This window comes from Rhizobium sp. BR 315 (assembly GCF_050577975.1).
Classification (GTDB): Bacteria; Pseudomonadota; Alphaproteobacteria; order Rhizobiales; family Rhizobiaceae; genus Rhizobium; species Rhizobium miluonense.
Window position 1 is genome coordinate 47,299 of the sequence record NZ_JARWKZ010000011.1, and the last position, 17,075, is coordinate 64,373.

Annotated in this window: 12 protein-coding genes and 2 pseudogenes; 4 read left to right on the forward strand and 10 right to left on the reverse strand. The window is 58.1% G+C overall.

All coding sequences use genetic code 11. The features are described 5' to 3' along the window. Window positions 1–5: 5 nt before the first annotated feature. Together fba and QD409_RS13925 are read right to left on the reverse strand one after the other, a co-directional pair. Complete coding sequence (fba, locus tag QD409_RS13920) at window positions 6–1,070, reverse strand: class II fructose-bisphosphate aldolase (RefSeq protein WP_092851837.1); 1,065 nt, start codon at window positions 1,068–1,070, stop codon at window positions 6–8. Between the two features lie 193 nt (window positions 1,071–1,263). Further along, entirely contained in the window at window positions 1,264–1,380 is a 117-nt protein-coding gene (locus QD409_RS13925) for an SWIM zinc finger family protein (RefSeq protein ID WP_159432175.1), read from the reverse strand. 238 nt (window positions 1,381–1,618) lie between these two features. On the opposite strand from QD409_RS13925, the gene QD409_RS13930 reads away from it, so the two are divergent. Both QD409_RS13930 and QD409_RS13935 read left to right on the forward strand, forming a co-directional pair. Further along, window positions 1,619–2,755, forward strand: a complete 1,137-nt coding sequence (locus tag QD409_RS13930; RefSeq protein ID WP_430762925.1) for a mannitol dehydrogenase family protein — start codon at window positions 1,619–1,621, stop codon at window positions 2,753–2,755. A 142-nt stretch (window positions 2,756–2,897) separates the two neighbouring features. Beyond that, entirely contained in the window at window positions 2,898–3,911 is a 1,014-nt protein-coding gene (locus QD409_RS13935; RefSeq protein ID WP_092851833.1) for a zinc-binding alcohol dehydrogenase family protein, read from the forward strand. A 143-nt stretch (window positions 3,912–4,054) separates the two neighbouring features. Here the strand turns inward: QD409_RS13935 and rfbC are convergent, their stop codons facing one another. From rfbC to QD409_RS13950, 3 genes and pseudogenes are all read right to left on the reverse strand, one after another. Next, the gene (rfbC, locus tag QD409_RS13940) at window positions 4,055–4,603 is read right to left on the reverse strand and encodes a dTDP-4-dehydrorhamnose 3,5-epimerase (protein WP_430762926.1); all 549 of its coding nucleotides are present in this window, start codon (window positions 4,601–4,603) and stop codon (window positions 4,055–4,057) included. Between the two features lie 95 nt (window positions 4,604–4,698). Continuing rightward, window positions 4,699–4,947, reverse strand: a pseudogene (locus QD409_RS13945) (sugar phosphate nucleotidyltransferase); the annotation flags it as partial. A gap of 88 nt (window positions 4,948–5,035) precedes the next feature. Beyond that, window positions 5,036–6,292: pseudogene (locus QD409_RS13950) on the reverse strand (ISL3 family transposase); the annotation flags it as partial. A gap of 268 nt (window positions 6,293–6,560) precedes the next feature. Here QD409_RS13950 and QD409_RS13955 point away from each other — a divergent pair. Next, window positions 6,561–7,007 (forward strand): hypothetical protein, encoded by a 447-nt coding sequence (locus QD409_RS13955; RefSeq protein WP_430762927.1) that lies wholly within the window; start codon window positions 6,561–6,563, stop codon window positions 7,005–7,007. A 639-nt stretch (window positions 7,008–7,646) separates the two neighbouring features. Here QD409_RS13955 and lysA read toward each other — a convergent pair. The 5 genes from lysA to QD409_RS13980 all read right to left on the reverse strand — a co-directional run bounded on the left by lysA (window position 7,647) and on the right by QD409_RS13980 (window position 12,879). Beyond that, on the reverse strand, window positions 7,647–8,891 hold the full coding sequence (gene lysA, locus QD409_RS13960; protein ID WP_092854720.1) for a diaminopimelate decarboxylase: 1,245 nt from the start codon (window positions 8,889–8,891) through the stop codon (window positions 7,647–7,649). Between the two features lie 108 nt (window positions 8,892–8,999). Then, window positions 9,000–10,181: a PLP-dependent transferase gene (locus QD409_RS13965; RefSeq protein ID WP_430762928.1), complete on the reverse strand. Its 1,182-nt coding sequence runs from the start codon at window positions 10,179–10,181 to the stop codon at window positions 9,000–9,002. 15 nt (window positions 10,182–10,196) lie between these two features. After that, window positions 10,197–11,567 (reverse strand): MATE family efflux transporter, encoded by a 1,371-nt coding sequence (locus QD409_RS13970; RefSeq protein WP_245298145.1) that lies wholly within the window; start codon window positions 11,565–11,567, stop codon window positions 10,197–10,199. Beyond that, window positions 11,567–12,721 (reverse strand): GNAT family N-acetyltransferase, encoded by a 1,155-nt coding sequence (locus tag QD409_RS13975; protein ID WP_092854724.1) that lies wholly within the window; start codon window positions 12,719–12,721, stop codon window positions 11,567–11,569. Before QD409_RS13975 ends, QD409_RS13970 begins: the two co-directional genes overlap by 1 nt. Continuing rightward, window positions 12,706–12,879, reverse strand: coding sequence for a hypothetical protein (locus QD409_RS13980; RefSeq protein WP_430762929.1), 174 nt, complete (start codon window positions 12,877–12,879; stop codon window positions 12,706–12,708). Before QD409_RS13980 ends, QD409_RS13975 begins: the two co-directional genes overlap by 16 nt. A 169-nt stretch (window positions 12,880–13,048) precedes the next feature. Here QD409_RS13980 and QD409_RS13985 point away from each other — a divergent pair, with 169 nt between their 5' ends. Next, entirely contained in the window at window positions 13,049–17,044 is a 3,996-nt protein-coding gene (locus tag QD409_RS13985; protein WP_430762930.1) for an amino acid adenylation domain-containing protein, read from the forward strand. Window positions 17,045–17,075 lie beyond the last annotated feature (31 nt).

Sequence of the window (17,075 nt, forward strand, 5' to 3'; positions counted from 1 at the left end):
CTGGCTCAGGAGAAAACCGGGTCGAGCGAACCGGACTTATAACGCCTGGCCATCTCGGCGACTGTCAGTGGCTGGATGCGCGAGGCATGACCGGCGGTCCCGAACTGCTCGAAGCGTTCCTTGCAGAGTTTCGTCAGGGCAGCCATGGCGGGCTTCATATATTTGCGGGGATCAAATTCGCTCGGATCCTCCTGCAGCACGCGGCGGATCTGGCCGGTCATCGCCATGCGGCCATCGGTGTCGATGTTGATCTTGCGCACGCCATTCTTGATGCCGCGCTGGATCTCTTCGACCGGCACGCCCCAGGTCGGCTTCATCTGACCGCCATACTTGTTGATGATCTCCTGCAATTCCTCAGGAACCGAGGAGGAGCCGTGCATGACAAGATGCGTAGTCGGCAGCTTGCGATGGATTTCCTCGATCACATTCATCGCCAGCACGGAACCATCCGGCTTGCGGGTGAATTTATAGGCGCCATGGGACGTGCCCATGGCGATCGCCAGCGCGTCGACCTTGGTCTCGCGCACGAATTTCACCGCTTCCTCAGGATTGGTGAGCAACTGATCATGCGACAGCTTGCCTTCCGCGCCATGACCGTCCTCCGCCTCGCCCATACCGGTTTCCAGCGATCCCAGCACGCCGAGTTCACCCTCGACGGAAATGCCGCCGAGATGCGCCATGTCGGTAACCGTCTTCGTCACGCCGACGTTGTAATCCCAATCGGCCGGGGTCTTGGCATCCGCCTTCAGCGAACCATCCATCATGACCGATGTGAAGCCGGCCTGGATCGCCGTCATACAGCTCGAGGGATCGTTGCCATGGTCCAAATGCACGCAAACGGGAATATGCGGATAGATCTCAACGACTGCATCCATCATGTGCTTGAGCATGATGTCATTGGCATAGGCCCTTGCGCCTCGAGACGCTTGCATGATCACGGGTGCGCTGACGGCATCGGCAGCTTCCATGATGGCAAGCGCCTGTTCCATGTTGTTGATATTGAAAGCAGGAACGCCGTAGCCGTTTTCAGCGGCATGATCGAGCAATTGCCTTAAGGTGATACGTGCCATTCAACTCTCTCCCTGGGTCATAGTTGGCAGTTATGATCGCTTGGATGATGCTATCTGCTTTGAGCCGCCGCACAAACAGAATACTCGCTGTCGACATCCTGCTTGCCTCGAACTCCGGCAAGCACGACGCTCGCACTCGGAGTGCATCACCTCCCCGCGCTGATAACAAATAGAAATGACAAAATCACAAATTTCATGACATTTTATTGTGATTTTCATGAAGAAATAGCGCCAGAACGTGGCGGCAAGGGTCGGATACCCCAGAGAAAAATCGCGCGGCCGGCGCCCCAGCTCTAAGCGGCGTTTTCAAATAGCCGCCGATACGAATTCATGGTTGCGCTGCTCGAAACACGCAATCGTGCTCACGATGTTCGGTCGAGGGCGTCGCGTCATAGCGTTTATCTATTGCCATTAAAAACATTTGACTGCCGATCGCTTAACTGTTTTCTATAGATAAAAAACATATTATGGGAGAAATGCTTGAAGTCGGCATATCGCCCTGATCAAGCGACCATATTTATCAGCATTGAGCATAAGAGGGTCTTGGCGTGAGCTCGCGGATCATCCAGTTCGGCACCAGCCGGTTTCTACAGGCGCATGCGGCGTTCTTCGTGCATGAAGCGCGGCAATCGGGCCAGGATGTCGGCCCCATCACCGTTGTTCAGGTTTCAGGCGCCAGCAGCCGTAGCGGGCGCGTTGAAGCTTTCAACAATGCGGAGGGCTATCCAGTCGCCATCCGTGGCATGTCGGAAGGGCAGCCCGTCGAGCAATCCGTGCAAGTCACTAGCGTCGAGCGCGGTCTATCTGCCAACGAAAACTGGGAAGAGCTCTCAAAGCTCTTTGCCGAGGATGCCGAATTCATCATCTCCAATACCGGCGACACCGGCTACCAGACCCAACCAGAGGAAGACGGCTTTGGCGTGAATGGCCAGATTCCGAGATCCTTCCCCGCCAAGCTCGCAGCTCTCCTCATCAAGCGCTGGCAGGCATCCGCTCGCCCCTTGGTGATCCTTCCTTGTGAGCTCGTCACTGGCAATGGCCACGTCCTTAAACATGCTGTGATCGATAGCGCCAGACTCAACGCCGCGCCCGCTGAATTCTATACCTGGCTCGATGACAGCGTCGCTTTCGCGGAGACCCTGGTCGACCGAATCGTTTCCGAGCCGATCGAGCCGATTGGCGCTGTTGCCGAACCCTATGCGCTGTGGGCGATCAAGCGAGCTCCAGGCGTTCGCCCGCCATGCACCCACGCAAACATCGTATTGACCGATGATCTGGAACCCTATGAGCGCCTGAAGCTGCATATCCTCAATCTCGGCCACACCTTCCTTGCCGAGATCTGGCAGCGCGAAAACCGGCCAGCGGAGGAAACCGTGCGCGCGATACTGGCCGACAAGGACATACGCGCAAGGCTGGATTGGCTCTATCAAAGCGAAGTGCTGCCCGGCTTTGCCGCAAACGGCATGGGCGACGTGGCGCAGAGCTATGTCGCGACGACGATCGACCGTTTCCGCAATCCCTTTCTGGACCATCGCATCGCCGATATCAGTCAGCATCATCGCGAAAAAGTTGGCCGCCGCATTCACGCCTTCCTGGAATGGGCGGGCAGAGCAGGCAGTCCTTCGAGCGCGCCGGTGCTGAGAGAAATCGCAGCGCGCTACCCGCTGGTTGAGGCTGCGCCATGATGTTTCGAGCCACGGCGGCAAATCCGACCGGACACGCGATGAATGAACAGAACCAAGCCTGGGTCTCGCCTCGCGACGTCGGCCAGACACCTATTTTGTAACACCAACGGCCGGCACGCCGGCCTTTCGAAAGTGCATCATCATGAGAACACTGATCTGCAATGAACCCGGCCGTCTCTCGCTAATCGAGCGCGATGTCCCAACTCCAACAGAGGGTGAGGTCTTGGTGCGCATCAGACGCGTCGGCATTTGCGGCACGGATTTTCACATCTATCAGGGCAAGCACCCCTTTCTCGAATATCCACGTGTCATGGGGCACGAGCTGTCCGGCACAGTCGAGGATGCAAATGGATCGAGCCGCCTCAAGAATGGCGAGAACGTCTACATAGTTCCCTATCTCGCCTGCGGCAAATGCGTCGCCTGCAGGCGCGGTGTGACCAATGCCTGCCAGAGCCTTTCCGTGCTTGGCGTGCATCGCGACGGCGGTATGACGGAATTCATGTGCCTTCCGGAGCAGAATGTCATCTCGGCCGGCAAGGCTTCGCTGGACGAAGCCGCCATGATCGAATTCCTGGCGATCGGTGCCCACGGCGTCAAGCGAGGCGGCATCACGGCCAAGGACCGCGTCCTTGTCGTCGGCTCCGGCCCAATCGGCATGTCCGCCATTATTTTCGCCAAGGCGCGCGGTGCAGATGTCACCGTGATGGACATACGCGAAGACCGATTGGAGTTCACCCTCGCCGCACTCGGTGCCGACGGGACATTGCTTGCCAATGACGACGCGGAAGCAAAAGCAAAACGCCTGACCGACGGCGACTTTTTCGACGTCGTCGTCGACGCAACCGGCAACGCCAAAGCCATGCAACGCGGCTTCGGCTTTGTCGCGCATGGCGGCCGCTACGTGCTCGTCAGCGTGGTGCGCGACGACATTACCTTCTCGGACCCTGAGTTTCACAAGCGCGAAACCACGCTCTTTGCCAGCAGGAATGCGCAGCCGGACGACTTTGCGGAGGTTGTAAAGCAGATGGAAAGCGGCAAGGTACCCACGGCGGCGCTGAACACGCATCAGGGTTCGCTGGACGATGGACCGGCGCTCTTCAAGGAATGGCTGCGGCCCGAGGCCGGGGTTATCAAGGCCATATTAGGTGTAAGCTAATCTGGAGCGGCGTAAGCTGCTCATCGAAGCGGGCCTTACGTCTAAGAGAACATCCGCTGCGCGCCAAGGGTGCGCGCAGACTGACCTCTTGCGCTAAGCTTTGAGGATGCTTTTCTCAGTGCGAATAATCATACCGAAGTACTTCACTCGAAGCATTCAGCATCTGTGAGGCAAGGTTGGAACTGATCCTTCGACGAGAGTATCGGCTGATCATGAAGTTTCCAATCGATGGCGATTTGCGGGTCGTTCCAGCAAATGCCGCGGTCGCTCTCTCGCGCATAGTAGTTCGTGGTCTTGTAAACGAATTCGGCGTGATCGCTCAATGTCAGGAAGCCATGGGCAAATCCCTCCGGGATCCAAAGCTGACGCTTGTTTTCCGCCGATAGAAGGGCGCCGACCCACTGGCCGAATGTCGACGAGGATTTTCGGATATCAACCGCGACATCATAGACTTCACCAATGATGACACGCACCAGCTTTGCCTGGGCATGGGGCGGTAGCTGGTAGTGGAGACCGCGCAGGACGCCCCTACCCGATCGGCTGTGATTGTCCTGCACGAAGTCGGCGCTTCGGCCGATAGCCGCCTCGAACTTCATCTTGCTGAAGCTTTCAAAGAAGAAGCCACGGTCGTCGGCAAATACACTAGGCTCAATGATTTTCACGTCAGCGATGGCAGTATCGATGGCTTTCATTCGTCTTCCTACTTAGGTGTTCGCGTGAATAAGCAACCATGCATATGCACTTTGAAGGATTAGAATACTTGCTCTCGCAGCATCCCAAGAAGATATTACCCATAAGTATTCTTCTGAAGCGGATGCGCCAGCGTCTCGACCTGCGCGGCATCGATCCAGCCACTGCGATAAGAAATTTCCTCAGGGCAGGCGACTTTCAAGCCCTGTCGGTTTTCGATCGTCGCGATGTAATGGCTTGCCTCGAGCATTGATTCATGAGTGCCGGTATCGAGCCAAGCATAGCCACGGCCCATGGTCTGGACATCCAATTGCCCAATCTGCAGATAGTGGGTGTTGACGTCGGTTTGTTGATTTCCGCTAGGAACTGACCCGGCGCAGCGCAATATTTCCATTGAGAATTGGCTCTGACGCACTTTTGCTGACGTGCAGATCCTACGATGCGCCGATCAATCGCGCCTGCAGCAGATCGAGTTTTGCACGTCCGTACATCTGTCGTTTGATGAGCTTTAGTCGTGTGATCTGACCTTCCGTCTGCCCATTTGACCACGGTGAAATGATTGCGTTTCTCACAGCGTTGAGGTCCTTCTCAACGCCACCGGCAAACGATCCGACCAGGCTGTTTTTAGCTGCGTCAAGCCATTCATCGAGCTTTCGTGTTGTCTTCGAGCGGATCATGGATTGGAAGTCGCCAATGGCCGTGCGGGCGACGACCAGTTCCGGAACATTCACTTCGATTGCAGCCACCAGGATCGCCTCGGATTTTGCCAAGTCATCGCGTGCGGTGGTCATTAAGCGGGTGATGACCCGCGCTGATGGCGTTCGTGCAAGCCCGCTCTGGTTTGCTTTCTCCGCGCGACGCCGGCGTTGGGCCCATTGCGAGATGACACCGCTCTGTCCCGCAAAGCCCTTCGCTCTCATCTCGCGCCAGAGCGCCAAGGCGTTCCGGGCGCCTTCCTCCCAGCGGCTGTTGAGCCACGGCAGCCAACTATCCAGAGAACTGGGCCGTGTTCGGAAGACATCGAAGCGCTGGCCACGTAAAACATCTCGAACAAGCTTCCGGCTATGACCGGTCTGCCGGACAATCTGTCGAATTGAGGTTCCCTTCTTCGACAGTTCCCGGATCGCCTCATTTGTCTCCTGGCGGCGCAGATACCCCTCGTACTGCAGCCTTTCCGCGTAAGTCAGAAGCTTGGGATCAACGACATTGCTGCCGACCGCCTGCCTGATCTGGCGCATCGACTTGCCGACAGCATCGAGAAACGCTCGGCTGGAATTCTCCATCAGATGCCAGCGGTCGGCAACCTGCTCAGCATAAGGCAAGGCCTTCGCGATTGCCTCGCCATAGCCACCGCCACGGTCGCGAGCGATGATGGAGATCGACTGGTGCTCGGCAAGCCATGATCGAGACGTATCCAGCGCACGATCCGGCAACAGGGTGACAGGCTTCCGCCGCTCCAGATCGCAAACGATCGTCCCATAGGTTTGGCCCCGCCTGAAGGCAAAATCATCAATGCCTATGACGGTGAGTTCATCGTTCTGATCGGCAATACGGCGGCGAACCACCCGCAATAGTGTGTCGTTGCTCACTGGCACCATCAGACGATCGGCAAAGGCTGCCGCCGGTCTGCCGCCGAGCGCTAAACCAAGGTGGTGGACGATGGTCTCCAACCGCTGGCTACGAGACCTTCGCGGACTGGCTGACCGCTTGCCCAGGTTCATCGAGGAGATCTACAATGCAGGCGGTTGCACTCAGCCCTTGGCTATCGATCGCCAGCAGAATTTGAAACCCAACTCGCCCAGCAGGCGGCTTAGTTTGACGCGCATCGCTGGTCCAGCCCCAGGGGTTCACTCCAAACGCCGGGTCAGTTCCTAGCGGAAATCAACACTGCCGGACGATTGGTGCGCTTTTGCGACTTATCATTCCGATATGGGTGATTGTTCAAAGCTAGATCAGCGGATGTCAGAGTCTTTCCCGAATTTTTTCGGATTGCCTCCCGAGTTGCGGCAGTTCGGCTCTGATCCTTTTGTCTCGGATATTTATGCATTGATTACCATCGGCTCAAAGGCGGCAATTCCCGCTGCTCTCTTGGGTAAAAGAATCGTTGCCAATCCGTCTACGATGCTAGCCGGATTGTCTATCGATAACACAGCGAAAATAGATAACGCGTCCTCGCTGACAGATATTGAAGCCGGTCGAGTGCTCACGTTCCTATCGCATCGATACACGATTTCCAATGAACGCCTATTCCAAACAGATGGATTCTGGCTTTCCCATATAGAAGCGCTCCTTAACGCGAGTTCGCGCGAAGGCCATCTTTTGGACGCAGCCGAAAGTGCGCAAGACTCGGTGGATGAGATGTTCGGACGTTCATTGACGGAGTTTGGAATGCCTTCCGCTCCCTAGATTTCAGGTATTTCGCCAACCTATGCTCAAAGCAGTACTATCGTTTTTCGCGTTTCGCCTTTTTCGATGTCTGAGCCAAACCCGCCTCAAATTTTGCGGCCAGACTGTTCGCACCGGCGCTCGTATAGGTCTGGTGGCGCTCGCCTGGCCTCAGTTGTCGCCCGTTGCTCGTGTCACTCAGTGTAGACGGCGAATGAGCCCCATCTGGCAGGGTGCCCTCTGTTCTCACGCAATTTTTGCGATTTGATGATGTTTCGCGCGGGAAGTTGCCGCGCGCTTGCAACATGAGTTTCGGCAGCTGACCGGGCTTTCCACTACAATAAGCGGCATGAGCCGGAGCGATCAATCTTAACGAAAAACTCGAAATACTGTGACGACTGATCCGCGCCTTCGACGATTTCGGCTTTCTGATCAAGTCGGCCCGGGATAATGGTGCAGAACTTTCGCGCCTTGCGGCCAGTGATAACAGAATTGGACCGGGCGCTAAGACGCCCTACCGCGATCACCATACCCATTTCGCAACCGCGGAAAGCCCCTCTACTGGCGAGACGAAAAGTCGTGCTCATCTTTAGAAGGCACTCACGATAGCAGAACATCGTCCATCCTGCTCGAGCGCCGCCGAAATACCCGCTCCTTCGCTCAAACATCTTCCAAAACCAACAGATCGTTTAGGCTCTGACGCTTGCGGATCAATCGATGCTTCGCGCCATCGATAAGCACTTCGGGTGCATAAAGCCGGCTGTTGTAGTTAGAAGACATCGTTGCACCATAAGCACCGGCGCCGTGAAAGACAAGATAGTCGCCGACGTGAGCCTCGGGCAGATCGCGTTGCTGTACGATTCCGGTTTCTGCCTGGGTGAAAACATCGCCCGACTCGCATAAGGGGCCAGCAACGACAGTCGGCAATAGTTCCGATACCGCGCTCCGCGCCGCCTTTCCCGGGACGACCGAGATATTGTGGTAGCTGCCATACATCGCCGGCCGGGCAAGATCATTAAAGCCGGCATCGACAAGCACGAACCGGTTGCGGCCCATCATTTTGACTGCCCTCACTTCAGCGAGCAGTACGCCGGAATCTGCGGTCAGGAAGCGGCCAGGTTCGATCTCCAGACGGATCGGGTGGCCAAAGCGGGCCTCTATCTGGCGCCGCGCTGCATCCCAAAGTGAATAATAGTGCGAGGGATCGATCTCCTCCTCGCCTTCCCGATAGGGCACCGAAAGCCCGCCACCGGCAGAGATCGCCTCGATATCGACGTTGAGTTCGCGGCAAAAGCCAACCATTGCCCCACAGACGCGCTGCAGATGGCCGTAGTCGACGCCCGAGCCGATATGCATATGCAGGCCAACGAGCTTCAAGGAGTATTTTTGCGTCAGCGCCACGGCTTCCTGCAATTGCTCGAACCAGATGCCATGCTTGCTATTTTCGCCGCCGGTGTTGGTCTTGTTGCTGTGGCCGTGCCCGAAACCCGGGTTGATGCGCAGCCATACCCTATGACCCGGCGATCGTTCGCCCAGCTGATGCAGCATGTCGATCGAGCCGATATTGACCTCTATGCCGTCGGCGACGACCCGCTCCAAGGTCGGCCGGTCGAAAACATCGGCGGTAAAGACAATTTCGGCTGCATTGGATGCACCGCCCGCGGTAAATCCGGCCCGCATTGCCCGCTCGATTTCACCGAGAGAAACTGCGTCGACAAAGACGCCTGCCTTGCGCATCTCCCGCAAGATATGAATGTTCGAACAGGCCTTCTGCGCAAAGCGCACGATATCGAAGGCTGACAGTTGCGCGATGCGGCCGCGGATCGCGGCGGCATCATAGATCCAGAGCGGCGTTCCATATTCGGTTACGAGCGCGCTTAGTGTTTCATCGGAAGGGATAGTCATCGTTTCTCGGTCTGCCTGGGGCGGGAATGAAATCAACATTGGATAATAGTATGGGCGGAGCGGCAATGCCACTTCGCCCGCCTGCCGATAAGAAATCTTGGGAGCTTATTATCGTCCCGCGGCGCTCAGCGCTTGATCCAGGTCGGCTATGATGTCCTTTGCCGCATGGAGCCCAACATTCAGCCGGATCGTGCGATCGCTGACACCAAATCGCGCAAAGACGTTTGTCTCCGGCGAAATGCTGAGTGCCGCCTTGGCTGGCACGACCAAGCTCTCTGGGCCTCCCCAGCTCACTCCGATGCGAATGAGGCGCAGCGCGTCGACGAAGTCTGCGACATCGATACGGTTCGAAACCTCGAACGAGAACAGTCCACCAAATCCGCTAAAAGTGTGCTTGCCAGGATGGTCGTAGAGCGCGGGGTGCATGACATGGGTTACGTCCCCATGAGCGTTTAGCCAGGATGCCACCTCCAGACCGGCTTCGTGGTGGTGGCGCATCCGGAAAGGCAGCGTTTCCAGATTACGCAGGACCAGCCAAGCCTCGAACGGCGCAAGCTTGGCTCCCGTATAGGGGTAGATTTCGCTGTTGATCTGGTCGATATGCGCCTTCGAGCCGGCAACAAGGCCCGCCACCGTGTCGCTGTGGCCTCCGAGATATTTCGATGCCGCATGGATGACGAGATCGATGCCGAGAGCGAGCGGGTTTTGGTAGAGCGGCGTCGCCCAGGAATTGTCGACCATCGTCACCACGCCGTGGCGCCGCGCCGCTTCGGCAATGGCCGTCAGATCCTGAAGCTCGAACACCATCGAGGTCGGGTTTTCGAGGTAGGCGAGCCGGGCGCCGGGAAGAGCCGCGATCATGGCTTCGCTATCGGTGCCGTCGATATAATCGATAATGACGCCGAAGCGCTTCAAAACCTTTTCGAAGAAGCGGAACGCGTCGCTATAGACGTGCCGCACCGTGACAATGCGATCTCCCGGTCCGACGAAGGCGAGAACCGCTGCCGCGATGGCACCCATACCGCTTGAGAAGGCGCGCGCCTCTTCGGCTCCCTCCATCTCGGCGATCTTGCGCTCTAGCATCCGCACCGTCGGATTGTCGCCACGCGAATAAATCGGTTTCTTCGAGCGGCCGGCAAAGACGTCCTCCAGCTCCTTGTAATTGTCGAACAGGAACAGCGATGTCTGATAGATCGGCGGCACAGCGGCATCGAACGGATCGGCGCGATGGTGCATCGGCGCATTGGGAGTAGTGTGTCGATAAGCATCGAATCTCGGTGTCTCGTTCATGGCGTTCCTCATAAGTCAGGAGTGAAATGTCGATTGGCCGGCCACACGGGCCAGCGGATCCGCCGGCAGAATGGCAAGCCATTCTCTTCTGGCGACGAAAAGGCCAAGCATGGCAGCAAGAATGGCAGCGGCTGCGGGGGCTATCGAGATACCGCCAAAGCCCATCCAGATCGGCAGAACGAGCAGAAGCGGCACCAGCAGATAGCCTTGCGGCGCAAGCCCCACGAGCGCAGACAAGCCCGCCCGGCCCCGAGATTGGAGCATGACGAGCAGCACGGATTGAAAGGCAGCCAGGGGAAAGACGGGAAAGAGCGCGCGCAGCCACGCAACCGCTTCGCTGATGACCTGTGGACTATCGGTAAACAGGCGGGCCAAAGGCTCTGCAGCGACAAACAGCAAGACGGAATAGAGCAGCCCGACAGGCACCGTTATAGCCAGCATAAAGCGGATTACGCTTTTAAGGCGCGATGCATCGCCGGCGCCGAAGGCATGGCTTACGATACTCTGGGCGCCAAGGCAAAAGCCGAAGACGGGAAGCTGCCCCAACGTCATCAATCTGACGGCAATCGCGGTCGCCGCCACTCCGGTATCGCCGCCATGAACCGCAGCTTCACGCATCAGTACGAGAAGGCCGAGACCAGTTACGACGCTGGTAGCCGCAGCAGGAATACCGATCCTGGCCATCGGCCACAGCAAGCGCCAGCGCACCAAACCGCTCGACACCCTGACCTTCCCCCATTTGCGAGCGAAATAGACGAGATAGCAGGCAATTGCCGCGATGGAAGAAAGAATGGTCGCAACAGCGGCGCCCGATGCGCCGAGTTTAAAGAAAAAGATAAAGACGGGATCAAGGAGGGCATTGAGCGCAAAGCTCGCGATCAGCACGATCATCGAAAAGCGCGAATTGCCCTCGGCTATCGCGATGAAATCGCAGATCGCCTGCAGCAGCCCAAGCGTCACACCGAAAGCAAGCAGCCGCCCGTAATCGAGACCCGGTGCCAACAGGCTGTCGCTCGCACCGAGCGCAACGACAAAGTCGGGCAGCCCGAGATAGATCAGCATAGACAAAAGAACGCCGAGCGGGACGGTGGCAGCAAGCGCGGTTGCTGCAATCGACGAGGCGGCCGTAAGATCGCCCTCGCCTAGATGGCGCGCCAGAAGCGTGGCAAGGCCGATGCCGAGCCCTTGGCCGGCTGCCGCAACCAGCAAAAACAGCGGCATGACCAGGCTGATACCCGCCAGCGTGTCCGGCCCGAGAGCACCCAAAAAGATGGCGTTAATCGCATGATGCCCGGCGCTGGCAGTCAATCCCGCAACCGCCGGAAGCGCGACCGTCAGAACGAGCCGCATGATACGCGGATCATTCATGTCGACGGCTGTTTTCATTATGCGGTGCTCCTCGGCAGCGAACCGAGCATAGGCAGGCCATCCTCGCCAAGAAGCCCGTCAAGATCAGGCGAAAGCAGCCGATCCATGAAGAAACGCTCACGCAGGAGCATGACCAACAGCGCCTTCTTGTGCGGAAACTGGATGTGTTTGACCTTGGCGAAGCCAGACCGATCAAGATTGCGAATCTGCTGCGCATGATGATGGATCGGCTCGCCGACGATACGCCGGGTGCGCGGGTCGGCAAGAAACATGTAGTGCATCAGCGATGGCAGCCAGGCACTGACAAAGGCTTTTCCGCGGAAATTGTCCTCACCGATCGCCACATGCCAGCCGCGATCAAAACCATCAGCATCATAATGCGGGCCGATCCGGTCCTCCTTGGCCCAATAAAGTTCGAAATAGCCGAAGGGAACGCCGCCGAAGGTCCCGATCAGCGGCAGCGTACGCGGGTCGGCAAGGCGGCCAGCGATGAAATCGCGGTGATAAGAGAGATCCCCGCTATCTTCCCAAATGGCTGCCACGCGAGGATCGTTCATCCAGCGATGGAAATGCTCGAGATCGGCCTCGATATCAACAACGTGGAAGCCAAGCTGGGTATTAAGCCAGGGAATGAACCGGCTATAGACCCGACCGGCAGGTTTCGGCGGCCTTTGCGGATGAAGGACGCCCTTGGTCAGGACCGACACTTCCGGATAGGCGTTGACGGCGCCTCCGAGCCAGGGCTTTGCCTGCTGAAAGAAGGATTCGGGACGCACCACCTGGTGGCCTCCGTGCCGCTCGACCGCGCCCAATTCCAGCAGGCGCTTCACAAGACCATGGTCTGCAAATTCGATCTCGAAGCAGTTCAGTTCCGGATTGCATGCCAGAATGGCTTCCAATACCGCATTGACGATATCCTCATTGGAAACCGGCGAGACTGCATCAGATATGGTGTCAAAAACCAAAAGCTTGGCATCGCGAGCGGACAGACAAGCAGAGGCAATTTCGACCCCCTGATATTCGACATGAAAGCTACCTTGCGCCTGCCCCAGCGAAACAATAAGCGGCTGATCGGAACCGAGTGCGTTGCTTGCAAACCCTGCCGGCGGCAAGCGCAACTCAAATGACTGTGTCGCCATCTTTTCGCTCATCATCGTCACAGCGACATCCATAATTTTCTCCGTTTTTCGAAATCGTGCGCCGCCGGGCTCAACAGATCATGCATCCGGCGTTTGTCTCGCAGTGACGAATGGTTCCCGGCTAAATTCAAAATATTTTTCGAAAAGATTTTTTGAGAATCTCCTGAATTTCCCGCGCCGTCGTTCGTCATGCAAATGCTTCTATGTAATTATCGGGAATACCGATCTCATCGGCGCAGCAAAGCCAGAAACATAAGGAATATAGACCCCACATTCATTACGGATGATTGGTATATATACTTTATTATATTTAAAATATTCGAGAAATACCGCAAAATCTTCGAGGAGACGAGTAAAGAAATGACAATTGTTGACCGGAACGCCAGAGCATTAAACGACTCCGATCTTGTCGCGAAGTGCTCGCTATCGCCGGCGCAGTCGCGAATCTGGCTACTGTCGGAGACAGGTAACGAGGTCATCTACGGACGACAGATTCTCGGCTTCGCCTTCCCTCCAGTTTCCCTTGCTGTGGCGAGAGAGGGACTTTCGGCACTTTCTCGTCACCATCCCCTCGTCACCTGTGAATTTGAGGCGCGTGCAGGCGGTGCTGTTCAGCAGATCCTGAAAAACGTCGGCAATGTCGATGCTGTCGAGAAGGGTCTGGCGGCAAACGAGGATGTTGACGAGGGGCTGGCGGCCGTCGCTTCCGCGGAACGACAGCGCCTGATGGATCTTGCCGGTGGCAATCCGGCCCGTTTCATTCTGCTGACGAGAAACGGCCAGGCGATCGGCACCATATTGTCTCTTCACGCGATTCTTGCGGATATCGCAGTACTCGATCTTCTCGCTACCGATTTCCTTCGCAATATCTATAGCGACACCGATGTCCCACTTGATGTTGCCGAAACAGCGATGCCCGACGCGGTGTCATGGATGACCGGCAACGGCGCTCCACGCAATCCGGCGGTCGAGTCGGTCGATTTCTGGTTTCAGCGCCTGACGGTGCAGGAAAATATCGCTTCGCTTCTGCCGCAAACATTAACCGGAACAGATTTGGTCGACGAAGCATGGTTCGAGCACATGCTTGATGTGCTGATGCCATCGCCGCCCGCGCGGGCGCAGCCAACAACCGAAATATCCGGCGCCGTCCTTGCCGCACTCGGGATCGCACTGCGTCGCCATTCCGGCTACGCCACACAGCGGATAGGCTTGGTCACCCGCCCGGAAACGCGTGTGGTCGCAGCCCGAAGCGAGGTCATCCTGATCCTGACGGCTGAGCTGAGCGGCGCCATGACGCTTCAGGGCGTCCGCGAGGCATTCGCTGAGGAAATCGACACCGCTGCCCGCCAATCAATGTCCTTTGAAGCTCTTGCGGACGCATTGCTGCGGCGGGACGAATCCTTCGACACGACGGGATTGGTCAAGACGCTTCTCGACATCCGTCCACCCCTGCGATTTACGCAGTCGGCCCAGGATATCCGTAGCCTGATCGAGCCGCAGGCGCGCCGCGACGCCGAGCTGGTCATCACCGTTTCGCAGACATCCGACACCAAGCTTCGCCTCAGCTTCGGCTTCGACCCGCAAAAGCATGACCGAAAGCAGATCACCCGCTTTGCCGATGATCTGGCAATCGCGCTCGTGCGTCTGCACAGCAACCCCAATGAGGAGATCAAGCACATCCCGTTCGTGTCGCCGGAGGAGCTCGACAGGCTGTCGGCGCCCTATCCCGATGCGCCCGAGCCCGACGATGGCGTGCCTATCCATGAAGTCATCGCCGCGCAGGCCAGACGGCGGCCGAAAGCCTTCGCGGTCGCACAAGGTGAAAAATCGATCACCCACGGCGAACTCGAGGCGGCGGCCAATCGGCTGGCACATCGCCTGATTGCCATGGGGATCGGACCGGAGAAGCGCGTGGCAATCGCGCTCGAAAAGTCGATCGACGCGATGATCGCCATTCTTGCCGTATTGAAGTCAGGCGGCGCATTCACGCCGGTCGAACCGGATCACCCGGAGGCGCGCAACCGCCATATCCTGACGGCGCCTGGTCTGACGCTCGTCATTTCCCGGACGCGGCACATCGCAAACCTGCCGAACGATATTGCGACGCCCTTCCTCAACCTCGATGCAATCGACCTTTCCGCGGAAAGCAGCGAAGCGCCAGCCACGGCGATCGCCCCGCAGCAGCTCGCCTACGTGATCTACACCTCCGGATCGACGGGCGTGCCCAAAGGCGTCGCGGTCGAGCATGCTCCGCTGGCGCATCACTGCAAGGCGACATTGCGCATCTACGAGATGAGCGAGGAGTCCTGCGAATATCCCGTGCTTCCATTCACCTCTGACGGCGGACATGAGCGCTGGATGGTGCCGCTGATGGCGGGCGGCGGCGTGGTGCTGACGCAGGACAAGCTCGCCACGGCTGAAGACGCCTTCGCGATGATGAAGCGGCACGGCGTCAACAATGCAAGCCTTCCTACAAGCTACGTGCGCGGCCTGGCCGAATATGCCGGCGAGAACGGCGACATACCGCGGTTGCGGCTCTATTCCTTCGGTGGCGAGGCACTGTCGCAGGCCGTGTTCGACATGATCACTGAAAATCTCAAAGCGCAGCTGCTGATCAACGGCTATGGACCAACCGAAACGATCATGACTCCGATGATCTGGAAGATCCCGGCGGGAACTCGCTTCGAGGGAGCAGTCGCGCCGATCGGGCGCGGTGTGGGCGATCGGCGTATCTATGTGCTCGATGCCGATCTTTCGCCTGTTCCGGTCGGCGTGATCGGCGAGATTTACATCGGCGGCAGCGGCCTGGCGCGCGGCTATCTCGGCCAGCCGGAGCTGACGGCGGACCGCTTTATCCCCGATCCCTTTTCGGAAGGCGGTCGGCTCTATAAATCCGGCGATCTCGGCCGCTGGCGGGAAGACGGCATCGTCGAATTCGCCGGTCGCGTCGACCACCAGATCAAATTACGCGGCTTTCGCATCGAGCCCGGAGAGATTGAGGCCGCGCTTCGGTCGGACCAGCGCGTCGCCGAAGTGGTCGTGCTGTTGCACAATAAGGACGGCCGCAGTTCGCTCGTCGCCTATGTCGTTCCTCGCGAGGGCGAAAGCTTAAATGTCACCGAACTGCGTCGCACCGCCATGACCGCCCTGCCCGACTACATGGTGCCGCAGACGATCATGTTGATCGACAAGCTGCCGATGGGTCCGAACAGCAAGCTCGATCGTGCGGCCCTGCCGGCACCGCGCATCGAGCGCGAGATCGTCGCACCGGCCAACGACAAGGAGAGAGCGATCCTCGATGCCTGGAAGGAAATCCTCGACATCGGCGACATCGGCGTCACGGAGAATTTCTTCGATATCGGCGGGCAGTCGCTGGCTGCGGTGCGGATCGTCTCACGCCTGAAGATGCGCCATCCAGAATGGCCGCTTTCGATCGCCGCTATGTTCAATCATCCGACCATCCGCGACCTGGCGCTTGCCATCGACGGTAGCCGCGACGAGACCGGCGTCGATATCGTCTACCTCCGCCGTAACGGCGACCGGCCGGTTCTCTACTGCTTCCCCGGCCTCCTCGTCAGCACGCGCGAATATATGCGCTTGGTTGACTATCTCGGCCCGGAGCAGCCGGCGACGGGCTTCATCTGCTACTCGCTGACCGAGACCAAAACGCTCAGCACCCGCGTCGAGGATATCACCGCTCGCTATGCGGAGGCTATCCGCAAGAAGGCCAAGGGTCGCCCTTGTGCATTCCTCGGCTGGTCATGGGGCGGGCTGCTTGCCTATGAGGCCGCCCGGCAGCTCGGCAATGACATCGATTTGCGCATGATCGGCATGGTCGATGTCTGCGACATGGACGAGGAGTTCACCGTCGGCATCATGCCGCGCTTCGAAGACGGCATCCGGGATCGCACCCATGCCGCCGTGCAGAGCTGGCTTGCAACCACGCCGATGCGCGAGGATTGGAAAAGGCTTTTCGCCGCCATGAACGAGGAGGTCTACGAACAGTTCCTCCACCACGTCGTCAAGCATAACGTCAAACTACCGACGGATGGCCCTGATATCGGCTCGGAGGAGCACACATTCTGGATCCTCATCGACAATGCGATGATCTTCCGAAACTATCGTCTCCCGCCATCCGATTTCCGCATTCATGCCTTCGCCGCCGAAGATTCCCTTACGCGCGCCCTCAACGTCATCGATTGGCGCCGCTATTCGCCGAACGCCACTGCATCGGAGATCGTTACCGGCACCAACCATCTGACGATCATCGGCAAGACACCCTTCCACCAGCGCTTCGCGCGACGGCTGGACGATGCCTTTGCGCCGCGTTCCCTCTCCGCAGGCATCGCCAAGTAACTCCCTCTTTCTAAATCATTCTGGAGCTGCA